Origin of the sequence: Cyclobacterium xiamenense, from assembly GCF_042140265.1 — a bacterium.
GTDB lineage: Bacteria > Bacteroidota > Bacteroidia > Cytophagales > Cyclobacteriaceae > Cyclobacterium > Cyclobacterium xiamenense_A.
Genome location: NZ_CP159481.1, coordinates 4,913,350 through 4,928,203, shown reverse-complemented (window position 1 = coordinate 4,928,203; position 14,854 = coordinate 4,913,350). Strand labels below are relative to the sequence as shown.

11 protein-coding genes are annotated in these 14,854 nt (G+C 47.7%); 3 read left to right on the top strand and 8 right to left on the bottom strand.

Annotated features, from left to right (window positions below; translation table 11 throughout):
- Positions 1 to 143 precede the first annotated feature (143 nt).
- Positions 144 to 338 carry a hypothetical protein gene (locus ABWH99_RS20030; protein WP_375583577.1) on the top strand — a complete coding sequence of 65 codons (195 nt, stop codon included), beginning with the start codon at positions 144 to 146 and terminating at the stop codon, positions 336 to 338.
- On the opposite strand, the gene ABWH99_RS20025 is transcribed toward ABWH99_RS20030, so the two are convergent.
- Positions 322 to 1,776 carry a sodium:solute symporter gene (locus ABWH99_RS20025; RefSeq protein WP_375583576.1) on the bottom strand — a complete coding sequence of 485 codons (1,455 nt, stop codon included), beginning with the start codon at positions 1,774 to 1,776 and terminating at the stop codon, positions 322 to 324. The genes ABWH99_RS20030 and ABWH99_RS20025 overlap by 17 nt on opposite strands.
- Before the next feature lie 109 nt (positions 1,777 to 1,885).
- Between ABWH99_RS20025 and ABWH99_RS20020 the strand changes: the two genes are divergently transcribed.
- Entirely contained in the window at positions 1,886 to 4,891 is a 3,006-nt protein-coding gene (locus tag ABWH99_RS20020; RefSeq protein WP_375583575.1) for a glycoside hydrolase family 3 N-terminal domain-containing protein, read from the top strand.
- 66 nt (positions 4,892 to 4,957) lie between these two features.
- Here ABWH99_RS20020 and ABWH99_RS20015 read toward each other — a convergent pair whose 3' ends face one another.
- A complete protein-coding gene (locus ABWH99_RS20015; RefSeq protein WP_375583574.1) occupies positions 4,958 to 5,359 on the bottom strand; it encodes a response regulator in 402 nt (133 codons plus the stop codon).
- A gap of 404 nt (positions 5,360 to 5,763) precedes the next feature.
- Between ABWH99_RS20015 and ABWH99_RS20010 the strand changes: the two genes are divergently transcribed.
- Positions 5,764 to 6,090 carry a Dabb family protein gene (locus ABWH99_RS20010; protein ID WP_375586605.1) on the top strand — a complete coding sequence of 109 codons (327 nt, stop codon included), beginning with the start codon at positions 5,764 to 5,766 and terminating at the stop codon, positions 6,088 to 6,090.
- A 21-nt stretch (positions 6,091 to 6,111) separates the two neighbouring features.
- On the opposite strand, the gene ABWH99_RS20005 is transcribed toward ABWH99_RS20010, so the two are convergent.
- From ABWH99_RS20005 to ABWH99_RS19980, 6 genes are all read right to left on the bottom strand, one after another.
- A complete protein-coding gene (locus ABWH99_RS20005; protein ID WP_375583573.1) occupies positions 6,112 to 7,842 on the bottom strand; it encodes a capsule assembly Wzi family protein in 1,731 nt (576 codons plus the stop codon).
- A gap of 9 nt (positions 7,843 to 7,851) precedes the next feature.
- The gene (locus ABWH99_RS20000) at positions 7,852 to 8,142 is read right to left on the bottom strand and encodes an MTH1187 family thiamine-binding protein (RefSeq protein WP_375583572.1); all 291 of its coding nucleotides are present in this window, start codon (positions 8,140 to 8,142) and stop codon (positions 7,852 to 7,854) included.
- A gap of 3 nt (positions 8,143 to 8,145) precedes the next feature.
- A complete protein-coding gene (gene pth, locus ABWH99_RS19995) occupies positions 8,146 to 8,706 on the bottom strand; it encodes an aminoacyl-tRNA hydrolase (protein ID WP_375583571.1) in 561 nt (186 codons plus the stop codon).
- 314 nt (positions 8,707 to 9,020) lie between these two features.
- On the bottom strand, positions 9,021 to 9,608 hold the full coding sequence (locus ABWH99_RS19990) for a 50S ribosomal protein L25/general stress protein Ctc (protein ID WP_375583570.1): 588 nt from the start codon (positions 9,606 to 9,608) through the stop codon (positions 9,021 to 9,023).
- Between the two features lie 26 nt (positions 9,609 to 9,634).
- Positions 9,635 to 10,561, bottom strand: a complete 927-nt coding sequence (locus tag ABWH99_RS19985) for a ribose-phosphate pyrophosphokinase (protein WP_375583569.1) — start codon at positions 10,559 to 10,561, stop codon at positions 9,635 to 9,637.
- 129 nt (positions 10,562 to 10,690) lie between these two features.
- Positions 10,691 to 14,701 (bottom strand): response regulator, encoded by a 4,011-nt coding sequence (locus tag ABWH99_RS19980; protein WP_375583568.1) that lies wholly within the window; start codon positions 14,699 to 14,701, stop codon positions 10,691 to 10,693.
- Positions 14,702 to 14,854 lie beyond the last annotated feature (153 nt).

Below are 14,854 nucleotides of genomic sequence, written 5' to 3'. Positions count from 1 at the left end.
TTTCCGGACAGTTTATTGATCGATAGCGAACAGGTAACGGTGTGGGTAACAAGGTAAATCCCGTTGAAAGTATCGATTCGCGTGTTTTGGAAAATAGGCACGGCATTGGATGTGGAAGGGAAAAACCATTGAATCAAGTCACCATGAGACTATTTACCGGACTGGTCCTTTGGGCCATTCTCTTCGTGCTGTGCTGGCCCATAGCCTTGTTATTGCTGTTACTTTATCCGCTTATCTGGCTGCTACTACTGCCGTTTCGGCTATTGGGTTTCGGGGTGACATTGACCCTAACCATGATTTTTGCCTTGTTTATGCTGCCGTTTAGCCTGATGCGGTAGGTGTTTTCCTGGCAGTGAGTAGCAGGCCTAGATAAGTGATGGCGGCGTTGACCAAAAGGATTTCAAAACCAAACTGAAAACCATCAAACCATTGGGCGGAATTCCAATCCAAAACGAAGGAAAGAGCCGGACTCAGAAGGCAAATAGCCGGGACCAATCGATCCCGCACTGCGAGCGGATTGGTAAGACCAAAGGCAAACAGTCCAAGTAAAGGACCATAGGTAAATCCGGCGGCTTTAAATACCGCGCTTACGACGCTTCGGTCGTTCAATTCGTTGAAAACGACAATGGTCAAAAAAACCAGAAAAGTAAAGCCTATATGGATCCACCGGCGGGTCTGATCCTGGTTGAGCTTCTTTTGGGCCGGTAAATCGATTATGTCGATACAAAAGGAGGTGGTAAGCGCGGTCAGGGCTGAGTCTGCGCTGGAAAATGCTGCCGCCGTGACGCCCAACAAGAACACGACTCCAGCCAATGTGCCGAAATGGTTTAGGGCCAGGCTGGGAAAGAGTTCGTCCGTGGCTCCAGGCAGGGACAGCCCATTGACGGCGGCATACTGGTAGAGCAGTACCCCAAGGGCAAGAAAAAGGAGATTGGAGAAAAAGAAGGTAATGGCAAACCAAAAGATGTTTTTTTGGGCGTCGTTTTGGTTGCGGCAGGTCAGGTTTTTTTGCATAACGTTTTGATCCAATCCGTTCATTGCAATGGTGATGAACACCCCTCCGGCAAACATCTTGAAGAAGTTTTGGCTGGTATTTCCCTCCCAGACAAAGATATTGGAGAGTTCGCTTTCCCGGACAATTGCCAGCATTTCCCCTGCACTTTTACCCATTTGCCCCGCAATCACGACGATGGTGATGATCACGGCCAGCAAAAGAAAACTGGTTTGCAGGGTATCGGTCCAAACGATGGTCTTGATCCCACTTTTGTAGGTATACAACCAAATCAGCACCATGGTAGCAAAGACAGAGGCGTAAAAAGGAACACCAAAAGCATCAAAAAAAGCGATTTGAAGCACCGTGGCGGCCAGGAAGAGGCGGAAAGAAGCGCCTATCGTCTGGGAAATAAGGAAAATGGTGGCCCCGGTGAGGTAGGTGCTTCTACCAAACCGGCTTTTTAGGTATTCGTAGATGGATATTAAATTGAGCCGATAAAACAGGGGGATCAGTACCAGCGCGATGACCGCATAGCCGACGATATTCCCCATTACAAATTGCAGGTAAGCCCATTGCGTATTGCCTACCTCGCCGGGGACCGAGATAAAGGTCACTCCCGACAGCGAAGCACCGACCATACCAAAAGCGACCAGAAACCAGGGGGACTCCCGATTGCCCGTGTAAAAGGTGAGGCTATCGGACTTCAGGGAGGTAAGGTAACTGATCACCAATAACAGCGTAAAATAGCCGGCGATTACGCCAAAAACGAGTAGTGGACTCATGGCTTCTGGATTAAATGGGGAATATTCTTCCCAATGATAGGTATTTTTTTAGATCCGTTTCAAGCAGAAGCCACAAAATTGGTATCTTTCCGGATAAATAGAAGAAAGAATGCAAAAATTCAAAATAGATCGGATGGAAAGCGGACGGGGTTTTCTTAGGGATTGGGTGAAAGGTCCGGTAACGCACCTCCTGCTGGTGTTGGCATGTTTTTTTACCGGGTATTTTCCTCTTTACGGGCAAGTGCAGCGGCCTCCTTTTTTGGACGAGCGCTTTACTCCCTGGGCAGATTCGGTGTTGGCAACCATGAGCCAGGAAGAAAAGATCGCCCAATTGATCATGATCCCCGCGTACTCCAATAAGGATCAAGCCCACGTGGATTCGATTTCAAATTTGGTCAAGAAATATGGAGTAGGAGGGATTATCTTTTTTCAGGGCGGTCCGGTTCGGCAGGCTCACATGATCAATAGGTTTCAAGCCGAATCAAAAATTCCCCTGATGATCAGTCTCGACGGGGAGTGGGGCCTGCGCATGCGTCTGGACAGCACGGTGAGGTATCCCTATCAAATGGCTCTGGGCGGTATTGGAGACGAGCAACTCCTCTATGCCATGGGCGCAGAGGTAGCCCGGCAAGCACGGCGCTCCGGCATTCACGTGAATTTTGCACCGGTGGTGGATGTCAATAACAATCCGGGAAATCCGGTCATCGGCTTTCGCTCCTTTGGAGAAGAGAAGGAAAATGTGGCCCGAAAGTCCCTCGCCTACATGAAAGGCATGCAAGACCAAGGCATCCTGGCTTCTGCAAAGCATTTTCCGGGTCATGGTGACACCGACGTAGACTCTCACTACGGACTCCCGGTGCTGCATTTTTCAAAAAGGCGCCTGGAAGAAATCGAACTCTATCCGTTCCGGGAGCTGATGGATCAGGGTCTGGGTAGCATAATGGTGGCCCACATGCAGATCCCTGTTTTGGACGATACGCCTAATCTGGCTTCCACGCTTTCCAAGCCGATCGTGACGGGACTATTAAAAGAAGAAATGGGGTTTGAAGGCCTGATATTTACCGATGCGCTAAACATGCAGGGCGTGGCCAAGTACTATCCGCCCGGAGTGGTGGATGCCAAAGCGCTGTTGGCGGGCAACGACATGATGCTCAACACCATGAATGTCCCTGCGACGATTCGTGAGGTGAAGAAACTTTTGGAGCAGGGTGAGATCAGCAAAGAAGAAATCGATCAACGGGTGCTGAAAGTATTGAAAGCAAAAGCCTGGCTGGGCCTGGATAATTTTCGACCGGTGGAAACCAACCATCTCATCGCAGACCTGAACAGTCCCGAGGCTGAATTTCTAAGCCGAAAACTAACCGAAAGCTCGCTAACCCTACTGCGGAATTCGGAGGCCATTTTACCGATCAAGGGATTCCAAAATGTAAAAATGGCGTCCCTTTCCTTGGGAACCTCCCGGACCACTGATTTTCAAAAGGGATTGGAGCGCTACGCGCCCATGCCGCATTTTACCTTTCCAAAAGAGGGTAATCTGGGGGATGTGGAGCAGCTCAGACGACAACTAGCCGATTACTCCCTTATTCTAATTGGATTGCATGGCCTGGGAATTCGGGAGGGCACCAACCAATACGGCATCAGTCCGGAAATGGTTGTGTTGATTCGGGCGTTGATGGAGGAGCATGCAGTGGTAGTCAGTGTGTTTGGCAATGTTTACAGTCTGGGAAAAATTCCCGGACTGGAAAACGCAGAGGGACTGATCGCCGCTTATCAGGAAACACCGCTGACTCAGGATCTTGCCAGCCAATTGATTTTCGGAGGGATTGGCGCCAGGGGTACTTTGCCGGTTGCCATCAATTCGCATTTTGGATTGGGCGATGGGATCAAGCTAAGTGGAGGTTTTCGGCTGGCTTATACCCAGCCTGAGGCCTTGGGAATCAATACCGAGCAGTTACAAGGTATCGATTCCCTGATGCACCTTGCTATCCGGGAGAAGGCGATTCCCGGAGCACAAGTGCTGATTGCCAAAGAAGGTAAGGTGTTTTATCACAAAGCATTCGGCCACCATACCTATGATTCCCTGCAACAGGTGCGCATAGACGACCTGTACGATTTGGCCTCCATCACAAAAATCAGCACCTCCCTTGCCGCATTCATGCACCTGAAGGGCTTGGGAAAATTTGACGAGAACCAAACCCTGGGAACCTACCTGCCGGCAGCCCGTGGCACCAACAAAGAGGATTTGCGGTACCGGGACATCCTGACACATCAGGCCCGACTGCGTGCCTGGATCCCTTTTTGGATGAGTACGGTTCGGAAGAACGGCTCGTTTAAATGGTTTACGATGAAAGCAGACTCTTCCAGAAGATTTCCGATACGAGTGGCCGATGATCTGTACATCCACCGCAATTACCATCGGAAGATTTACAAAGAAATTCTTGCGTCTCCCCTAAACGAAAAGCCAGGTTATGTGTACAGCGACCTGTCATTCATATTGGCTCCTCGGGTAATTGAAGCCATTACCGGAGAAAAGTTCTACGACTACCTAAAGCAAAACCTCTACGAGCCATTGGGTGCGGGGACGCTTACCTTCAACCCCTACCAAGCCTATCCACTGGACCGAATTGTGCCCACAGAGGTAGATACGGCTTTCCGTAAGCAATTGCTGCACGGGACGGTGCACGACGAGGGAGCAGCCATGTTGGGCGGAGTCAGCGGCCACGCAGGCCTGTTTGGTACCTCAAATGATTTGGCCAAATTGATGCATTTGTATCTTTACGATGGGAATTATGCCAAACAGCAACTGATTGCCCCCGGGGTCGTCAGCGCTTATTCGAAGTGCGTTTTTTGCGAAGAGGGCAATTACCGGGGCATGGGATTTGATCGCCCAAATCGACCCGGCGATCCCAGCGGTAATGCAGCGGCTAGTGCACCGGCCAGTAGTTTTGGACACTCGGGCTTTACAGGCACGTATACCTGGATTGACCCGGAAAACGAACTGGTGTACGTATTTCTGTCAAATCGGGTCTATCCCAGCCGCGAAAACCGGAACATTTATCGCCTCAATGTACGGACATCCGTGTTGGAACAGGTATATCAGGCACTTAAGAAGTAATGGTATCAAAATCCAGGTACCGCTGACACGTAGACGATTGCAGGAAAACGAAGCAAGCCTGCAGCACTATTCGCCCAGGATTCGGGATTTTAGCGCTTTAACCTTTTCCAGGGTGAGTGGCTTTACAATGTATTCCGCTACCAGCGGATAGCTTTTCGCGCGATCTATTTCGTCCTGATTGATGGAGGAGGAAACCATAAAAATTTTTGTAGGGTGTGAGAAATCCGCTTTGGACACGTTTTCGAGAAATTCCCAGCCGTTCATGATGGGCATGTTAATGTCCAAAAGGATAATATCCGGTAAGGGGTCTCCATCCAGAATGCGCTTGGTAAAGTCTTTCAACGCGTCCTCTCCATTCAGAAAATAGGAAACCTTTTCGGAAAAGGAAGTGAATTCCAGTATTTTTTTGGTTCCGAAATTGTAAAGCGGATCATCGTCCACAATGTAGGTAAATCCTATTCTATCCATAAAAACTGCGATTGGCTTTTACCATTTTCATTTCTCTGCGACCGGACTGCTTTTTCTTTAACAAATAAATGTAAGTCATTTTTATCATTTTTTTGGTAGCATTTTGATAAATTTTAGAAACAGAAACCCAAAGAGGCGAAACTTATTTCTGTCGGTCGGTACTCCCGGAAGCATTCGCGCCCGCAAATCAGGCAATGGGGCCAGTCCCTCCCTAAATAAAACTCACTCGTTTTACGCGATATTGACTTATTTTCCTTTATTTTACCGTTCTATATTGATTCAATGACCAACCCCTAAAACCGAAAAAAATGAAAGTATTGCTTTCCAGCCTGATGATTCTTATAGCGGCTTTTGGCTGTCAGTCCAATGAAACATCTACCCAAAACGAAGAAACACCCGTAAAAATGGAAGAATCTACTGCCTCAAAACCTCTGCTGCGGCACGTGGTTTTATTCTCTTTTAAGGATGAATCCAGTCCAGAGGATATCAAAAAAGTCGAAGATGCCTTCGTTGCCCTTCAAGGTAAAATACCCCAAATCAGAGATTTTGAATGGGGAGTAAACAATAGCCCGGAGGGCCTCAACAAAGGGTTGACACATTGCTTTTTTGTCACTTTTGAAAGCGAGGAAGACCGGGATATGTATCTGCCCCACCCCGATCACCAGGCCTTTGTGGAGGTGTTGGGTCCCCATTTGAAAGACGTGACGGTCGTGGATTATTGGACAAAATAGTTCCTGTCTACTAGCGCAACCTTAAAAAAGATAGGCGAGTTTTAGCCGGGAATGAAAATTGGTTTTTGTATATCCCGTGCTTCCAAGGCTGTTTGTTTGCTTGATGGCATAGTTGTAATTGTGGGAACGTATCAGGCGGGCATTGGCGGCCACCAACAGGCGGCTGTAGCGTTGTTCCCAATGTGCTCCCAAGCTAAGGTCTACCCAGCGTAACAGGTCCAAACCATTGGCGAGGTTGTAGTTATAAAAATTGTTGTCCCTGCTAAGCCGTTCTAGTGATAGCCCGTATTGGGTAAGACCCCGCACCTTACTTAGCGTGATTCGGGCGCTATTGCCGCTATGTCCCAGTCCGGAACCGATGATTTGTCCCCGCTGGGTAAGCCCATGGATTACCTGAAAATTCTCGTACAACCCCAGCCCTCCGTGGTTTAGGTTCAGGTTGCCACCTTCGTATTTTACCAGGTTATTGATGCTGTTTTCCGTTTGGGTCATTTCCAGTTGAAGGTAAAGTTGTTCCCCCTTTTTGATCGGGATCAACTTACTGAACCCGAGGGTGTAGCCACGTGAGTGTTCAGGATTTAATAGTAATTCGCGCCAGTTAAGTGCGTGATCGGTTCGCATGTATTCTCCGTATACTTCCATCCGGGCGGCTGGAATTACCCAGCGCGAAAAAATCGTGAAGTGCTGGTCGGTTTCCCGTGCGCGGGAAGCATCCAATCCAACTTGTTCTTTTTGTAAGCCTTCAAAAATCGGAAACCATGCCTGCCACCCATCTTCTTCCAGTTTTTGGTGATACATCATAAAGGTCCGACCCAGGCCTATCGATAAGCCTTCGATCCAGGTAGGGGAATAGGAAACGGTAATACCGGTAAAATACCGCCAGTCGTCCCGGTAGTTGCGGTACCGGTCAAAACTACCATCGCTGTAATAGGGGAAGTCGGAATTATCGAGCCGGCCAAGAAAATATTGTCCTTCAAAATGGCCAATACGGGTTTTGACAGGTTTTCGACTGTGGATGGTTGCGTGCAAAAAGCCTTCCGCATTGTCACTGATCAACAAGGCCTGCTGTTTTCCTGGTCCCCACCAAAGGTTTTCCGTGGAGATTCCCGCGGCGAATGCGCCGACGTGCACTTTCAGGTGGGAGTTGCCCGGAAGGAGGCGTCGTATCCTATCTTTGCCCGGCCGTACCGGAATGTCCAGTCTGCTTGTGAAGGTGGCGATGCGTTTAAAAAATAGCTCCGGCAGCTCCGGGTTGTATTCCTGGAAAGGAACGTTTTGTGCCGTATGTACCTGTGGGTACACTTGTAAATGAACCGGTCCAAGTCGAGTATGGATACCAAATTCGATTACGTGTTGAAAGCCGCGGGCCGATAGCAGGGGACCATTGCCCCAGCCGTAGGGATGGGTTGCATTGTAGTTTTGGCTCAACTGCACCGGCATAAGATGGAACTGCAGCTTTTTTCCTTCTTCGAGCAACGATTTTCCAAAAAAATCCATTTCCAGACTATCGGTATCAACGTATTCGCCGGCAATGTCGGTCCAGGTGAGAGGATACTGCTGAAAAGAATACGTGAGGGGAAACCTTCCCATGAGCTGCTCCCGTCGGAGTTGATCGGTGAGCAGGGGGAAATTGACCGGTAGGCTTTGGGCGAGTACCGGTGTAGCAATCGAAAGGCAAACGAAAGATAGGAGGCCGGCGAACATCGTCCGGTAATGAGTCATGCTTTTCCTATAGGGTATGCGCTTGCTCATCGGGCGTGGTTACCGGTGGGGACCGGTCTTTTCCTCCATGCGTACATCTTGTCCCGGGCGAATCTGCATGCGGTAGTATACAAGAATCTCTTCCCCTCCGGCATCAATTACTGCTTGCTGCGCCTTTTTTGCGACGGCCATCAGTTGCTCTTCGGGTCCCTCCATGACGGTTTCAAAGGGATTCACTTCGTATTTCACACCCGAAGCAGCGATCACGGCAATGGCCTCATCTACGAGCTTGTAGCTGTCCATTGTCGTACTTTTTGGGACAATTTGTATTCCAAGATTGATGGTTCCCATTTGTTATCGGTTGAATTGATTCATGGTTTGCTCCAAACCAATGGTGCAAAAGGACGTAATCATGTCTATTGCTTTGTCCATTGGGTCCGGTAAGGCCTCTATTTCCTGTCGGGTCCACCTGCCGAGTACGTAGTCTATTTGCCGGCCTTTGGGGAAATTATCCCCTATACCGAAGCGTAAACGGGCATAGTCTTGTCCGCCCGTCAGTTCTTCGATGTTCTTCAAACCGTTATGTCCGGCAGCGGAACCTTTGGCTTTCAGACGTAATTTACCAAAAGGAAGCGCAATATCATCCACCACCACCAATACTTTTTCCTTGGGAACGTTTAAATTTTTCATCCAGTAATTCATTGCTTTCCCACTGAGGTTCATGTAGGTGGTTGGTTTGATCAGGTGGATTTGTCTGCCTTTGTACGAGAAATCTGTCCGGAAGGCTAGCCGATCGCTTTTCCAGGGGAGGTTTTTGTTGTCTGCCAGTCGGTCCAAAATCAAAAAGCCCACATTATGTCGGGTAAGTTCGTATTCCGGGCCTATATTTCCCAAGCCTACTATCAGGTATTTCATGTAATTATACGTGTTTTTGAGTTGCTATAACCTGGCCATTGAAGGGATGGCCGGAATGGCCGCTGCCGAACTTTTTTCGGAAACTTCCGCATGCTTGACCGTCACTTCCTGGTTTGCCTGTGTCACTTGCCCGTACTACCTGACCGCGCCAGACAGGCTCGGTTTAATCTGCTTTTTCACTTCATTTTCATGTGACGCGCTTTGCATTGCCGCCCGGTTGGATGTGTAGACTCTTAAAGGAATAGTAAGAAAAAAAATCCTGCTCCGTAACACCACAGAACAGGATTTTATCCAGCATGAATAGCAGAATGAGCTTAGGCTTCTTCCTCTTCTCCGGCTTTTTTACCTCTCAGTGCTCTTGGAATACCAACTGTGGCGATGGTAACATTTTCACTGTTCAACAGCTCAAAATTGGATACACTCAGATCTCCTACCTTTACGGATTTGCCCAGTTCCAGGGTGGAAATGTCCACTGGGATTTCGTCCGGAAGATCCTTTGCCAACCCTTTTACGAGCAGGGTTCTTGTTTTGATTTCCAATTTACCACCTTTGATGATACCTGGTGAAGAACCGAAAGGTTTGATGGGGATTTCCATCTTAATAGCTTTGTCATCGCTGAAAGCCAAAAAGTCGGCATGGAGCAATACCTCGCTTACCGGGTGAAACTGTGCTTCCCGCAAGATGGCTTTGATTTTGGTGCCTTCGATATTCAAATCGACCATGTGCACTTCAGGCGTATATATCAAATCCCTGAATAGGATTGCCGGTGCATGGAAATGGATTTGCTCTTTGATCCCGGGACCGTATACCACGCAAGGCACATTTCCTTCTTCTCGAAGAAGATCGAGGGATTTTTTGTCGAGATTTGCTCTTTTAAACCCTATAATCTCAATTGATTTCATACGTATAGTTTGTTAAATTAAAATTCTTACACGAAAAGTGAGCTGATGGAGGTGTTTCCCGTTACGGCATGAATGGCCTTGGCAAATAGATCCGCTACTGTCAGCACTTTGATTTTTGAAGAGTCCTGCTTAATGGGGATGGTATCGGTAATAACCAACTCGGAAAGCACGGATTTTTCGATATTTTGGTAGGCTTTGCCGGAAAGTACGCCGTGCGTTGCAATGGCTCTCACCGATTTCGCTCCATTTTCCAATATGATAGTAGCCGCTTTACACAAAGTGCCCGCAGTATCCACCAGGTCATCTACCAAAACCACGTCTTTCCCCTCCACATCACCGATCAATTGCATGGAAGCCACTTCATTGGCTCGTTTTCTGTGCTTATCACAGACCACCATGTCCACTTCGAAATGCTTGGCATAGGACCTGGTTCTTCCCACACCCCCAACGTCCGGGGAGGCGAATATCAGGTTGCCCAAATCCAGGCTTCTCAAATAGGGCACAAAGATAGCTGAACCATTCAAATGATCCAAAGGAATGTCAAAAAATCCTTGTATCTGACCGGCATGCAAGTCGCAGGTCATGATTCTGTCGGCGCCGGCGGAGGTAAGCATGTTGGCAATCAACTTGGAAGCGATGCTGACCCTTGGCCGGTCTTTTCTATCTTGTCGTGCATACCCAAAGTAGGGGATGACTGCGCAGACCTTGTAGGCACTGGCACGCTTGGCAGCGTCTATCATCAGGCATAGTTCCAATAAATTGTCGGCAGATGGATTGGTTGATTGTATAAGAAACACGTTGCAACCTCGGATCGATTCGTTATAGCTCGGGGACATTTCCCCATCGCTGAACTTTGCCAGCGTGAGGTTCCCAAGCGCCTGGCCATAGGATTTTGCAATACTTTCAGCCAATTGAGGAGTATTTGAACCTGAGAAAATTTTTGTCTCGGGCATGGTTGGATGTTTGTTTAGGTGGAATGAATTCAACGGAAAAACAAAGGTAATAAAATTTACCGGTTCTGTTTTTCCCAAAAAATCCCGCATCGGGTAATTTATCTCATTCCTGGGCAGAGGTACGCAACACTATAATTTGAACTGAGAAAAGTTTTTTAGAAGGTAGTCCAATTCTTCCTGAATCTCGGCGCCGATGTCGAAGAGGAGTGACGGTTCGTCAACGTCCGCATGGCGCTCCAACTGGTCTGTGAGGGGAAGCAATACAAAAAATCCCGCGGTGGCAGCTGAACCCTTTAGTTTATGACCCAGTTCCAAAAGGGCGGTTTTGTTTTCTGTTTCCATTGCGGATTGGAGGCGGGTCCGGCTTTCCTCCAGGGTGGTTTTTGCTATTTTTAGCAATTCTTTTCCCAGGGATTTGTCTCCGTCAAAAAGGCTCAGTAGGTGGATTTTGTCGAAATGTTTTTTTGTGAGCTGGGGATTCTCCGGGGCCTTGCTATCCTGACCTTCGGTACGATGGGCGGGCAAAAGCCATTTGACAATGGTTTGCGTAAGGCTCTCCTGCACCAAAGGTTTGCTCATGTAATCGTTCATGCCAGATTCGAGGCAGCGTTCCCGTTCCCCCTTGACCGTTCCGGCAGTTAAGGCAATGATCGGCAAGTCTTTTCCATTTTCAATAGAGCGGATGGCTTTGGATGTTTCGTAGCCATTCATAATGGGCATTTGCACGTCCATCAAGATCAGATCGGGCTTGTTTCTAAGCACGTATTCGTAGGCTTTCAAGCCATTATCCGCCTCCACGATTTGAATGGTAGGGCTAATTTTGGAAAGGATTATTTTTGATAATTTCATGTTGATCGGGTTGTCTTCCGCGATCAAAACCGTGTAGGTACTGTTTGCCAGGATATTTTTTTCTTCAGAAATTGGCGGCTGTATTTCATTCGCTGCCACTTCATCCGGATGTGTGATCTTTTGGATGACCTGTGCCAGTTGATGGACTTTTATCGGTTTCAATATCCGATGGTTTATCTGTAGCTCATGCATTCTTCGCTTATCCAGTACATCGTCATTGGAACTGCTCAATAAGACCACCGGCACCTGGGCGAAGGCAGGTTCGCTCAGATTTCTAATTTTATGGGTAGTTTCAAGACCGTCCAGAAACGGCATGCGAAGATCCATAAACACTAAATCAATCCCTCCCGTTTCTTCCAGCAGCTTCAGGGCTTCCATTCCATTAGACGCTTGAAGGCATTCAATCTTTTTGGCGGTCAGGATTTCCTGCACCAGATTGCGGTTGGTTTCGTTATCGTCTACAACCAGCGCGCGTCGAATACCGTGGTCTTGTGGCCACTGATCTTCCGCGCCTTGTTCCGCCATCAGCTCTATATCAAAATAAAAGGTGCTTCCTTTTCCAGGATCACTCTGCAGTTGCAAGCCACTACCCATGAGTCCCAGCAGTTTGTTAGAAATAGCCAGACCCAGGCCGGTACCGCCAAATTTACGGGTAGTACTGGCGTCTTCTTGAGAGAAGGCATCGAATATTTTCTGCTGCTTTTCTTTGGGAATGCCAATTCCAGTATCCTTAACCGAAAAACGAAACAGTACCGGAGCCCCCTCTTTCATGCCCTCGTCCCGCTTTTCTACCTTTAGCTCCACCTCCCCTTTGTCGGTAAACTTGATTGCATTTGTCAACAAGTTTACCAGAATTTGGCGTAGCCGAACGTCGTCCGCATGGATGAATCGGGGCAGGTTCGGAGAAAGGTTCAAGAGCAGTTCCAGTCCCTTCGAATGGGCTTGGTATTTGGTAATGTCAGCAACTTGGGTGCCTAATTCAAAAATGTCGGACTTTTCAATGGAAAGATCCATCTTGTTGGCTTCGATTTTCGAAAAATCAAGAATATCATTGATCAAGTCCAGCAAGGAGTGAGCAGATTGGTACACCGTTTTCATGTACTGCAACTGGGTTTCCGAGAGCGGTGTTTTCATCAGCAAATCTGAAAACCCGATCACACCGTTCAGGGGGGTGCGGATTTCATGGCTCATGTTTGCCAGAAATTCTGATTTTGCCTGATTGGCGCCCTCCGCCGCTTCTTTTGCTTCTTTCAGTTGGTTTTCGATTCCTTTACGCTCGCTAATATCCTGATGCGTACCGTACATGATTTCGGGCTCTCCGGATGCGGCGTTATAAAATACCTTGCCCCTGTCCTGTATCCAGACATAGTACCCTTCTTTGTGCCTTAGTCGGATTTCACAGGCATAAAAATCAGTTTTTCCCTCAAAGTGCTTTTTTAATAGATGATTGCGGTGCAGCAAGTCTTCCGGATGGCAAAGAGCGTTCCACTGACCCGCGGTGAACTCCGCCATTTCATCTAGCTGGTACCCCAACATTTCGGCAAAACGCTCGTTGGTATGTATTTTTTCGCTTTGGATTTCCCACTCCCAGGTTCCCGCGTTGGTTCCGCGGATGATGGCATCCAGGCGATTGCCTTTTTCCAGCAAGGCAAGTTCGGCTTTTTTCCGATCGCTTATGTCGTTAGTGATTCCCACCATACCAGTAATGTCGCCGGCAGCATCGCTAAGCGGGATCTTGGATATCAAGCAGTACCGCTTGCGTCCATTTTTGTGGGTTTGCACTACCTCCTTGTTGATAATTACCTGCCCCTCCAGAATCACGGATTGATCCTCTTTCCTGGCTTCACGCGCAGTTTCCTCATCAAAGAGCGTCTCGTCGGTTTTACCCAACGCTTCTTCCTCGTTCGGTATTCCCAGGTAATTTAGCTCGGCCTGATTTACCAGCGTCTTTTCGAATCGACTGTTTTTGGCATATACGTTTATAGGAATGTTGTCGATGATTGTTTTCAGTAAGGTCCGTTCTTCGTTGATTGACGCCACTGCAGTTTCCAGCTCATCATGTGCAGTAAGCGACTCGGTCATATCCATTCCATTTCCCAAAATAAAGGATTCACCCAGTTCGGATTCAAAGAGTACGTTGTTAAAATGGAAGGTGACTGTTCTACCGGATCGGGAGACCAACCTTCCGGTACCTTTGAACACACGGTCTCTTAGGATCGTTTTCAGGTACTGTTCGAACATCTTTTCATCGAGCGCAAGGGATCTCAGGTTGATACCGAGGAGTTGTTCTTGCTCGTACTCAAGAATTTTGGCTCCGTCGCGGTTGATATGGATGATGTTTCCCTCCAAATCGTGCCGAATCATGAGCCCGTGAACGTTTTCAAAAAAATCCCTGAATTCCTTTTCCTGTTCTTTAATCTTTAACTCTTTCTTTTTCCGTTGGCTGATTTGATTGATAATGCAAAGAATCTCCGGTGGTTCCGAAGAAATCTTTTCTGCACTCATTTCAAACCATTCTTTTTTGCCGCGTAGGGAAAGGCTGTATTCCGTGTTTTTCTTAACTCCGGATCGGGAAACCTCTGAAATGATCGATTCAAAATGAGCCCGTAGCTCGTCAGAAAAACCAATCTCGGTAATCTTTTTATGTAGAAAATCCTGAGGAGAGACAAAGAGTTGTTGCTCTTTAGTGGTGAAATAATCATGGATCACCAGTTTTTTGTCCACCAGGAAGACCAGATCTCCCAGCTTCTTTAAGGTGTTGTCGATGCGCCGATTGGCCTGGTTCAGCTTTAATTTTTCCGCCTGAAGCTGAATCAGGTTTTCCACTTCTTTCGAAAGGATGTACAATGCCCGTCGTTGCTTGGGATTGAGTTGTTTCGGCGTATGGTCCATTACACAAAATGTGCCGAGCGGATGCCCTTGTTCGGTATGTATCGCATGTCCGGCATAAAACCTGATCCTTTTGGAACCGTCGATAGGAGGTATTTTTTCAAACCGTGGGTCTTTGCTTGCGTCAGGTACCTCCATCAATTCCTCCGAAAGAATGGTGTATTGGCAAAACGAATCTTCTTTGCGGGTTTCTTGAAAATCAATCCCAACTTTTGATTTAAACCACTGCCGATTGCCGTCCAGCACCGTAACCAACGCAATTGGAGTTTGGCAGATTTCCGCAGCAAGTTCGGTGAGGTGATCAAAGGAAGCCTCAGGAGCAGAATCCAAGAGGCTACTGGCAAGGACTGCTTTCAAGCGCTCTTCTTCGTTTTCTGGTAATGCTATTTCCCTCGGTTCCATCGTAAGGTGTTGATTCCTTTTTCGCTGTGATTTTACTTAAAAATCCAAGCATATCCTAAAAATCAACATGCAATTTTCTGAGCAAAAGCTTTAAAAAATCCATTTAAATATGTTAAAAACAAAAACAAAGATGCAATCAGCATTTTTGAGTTA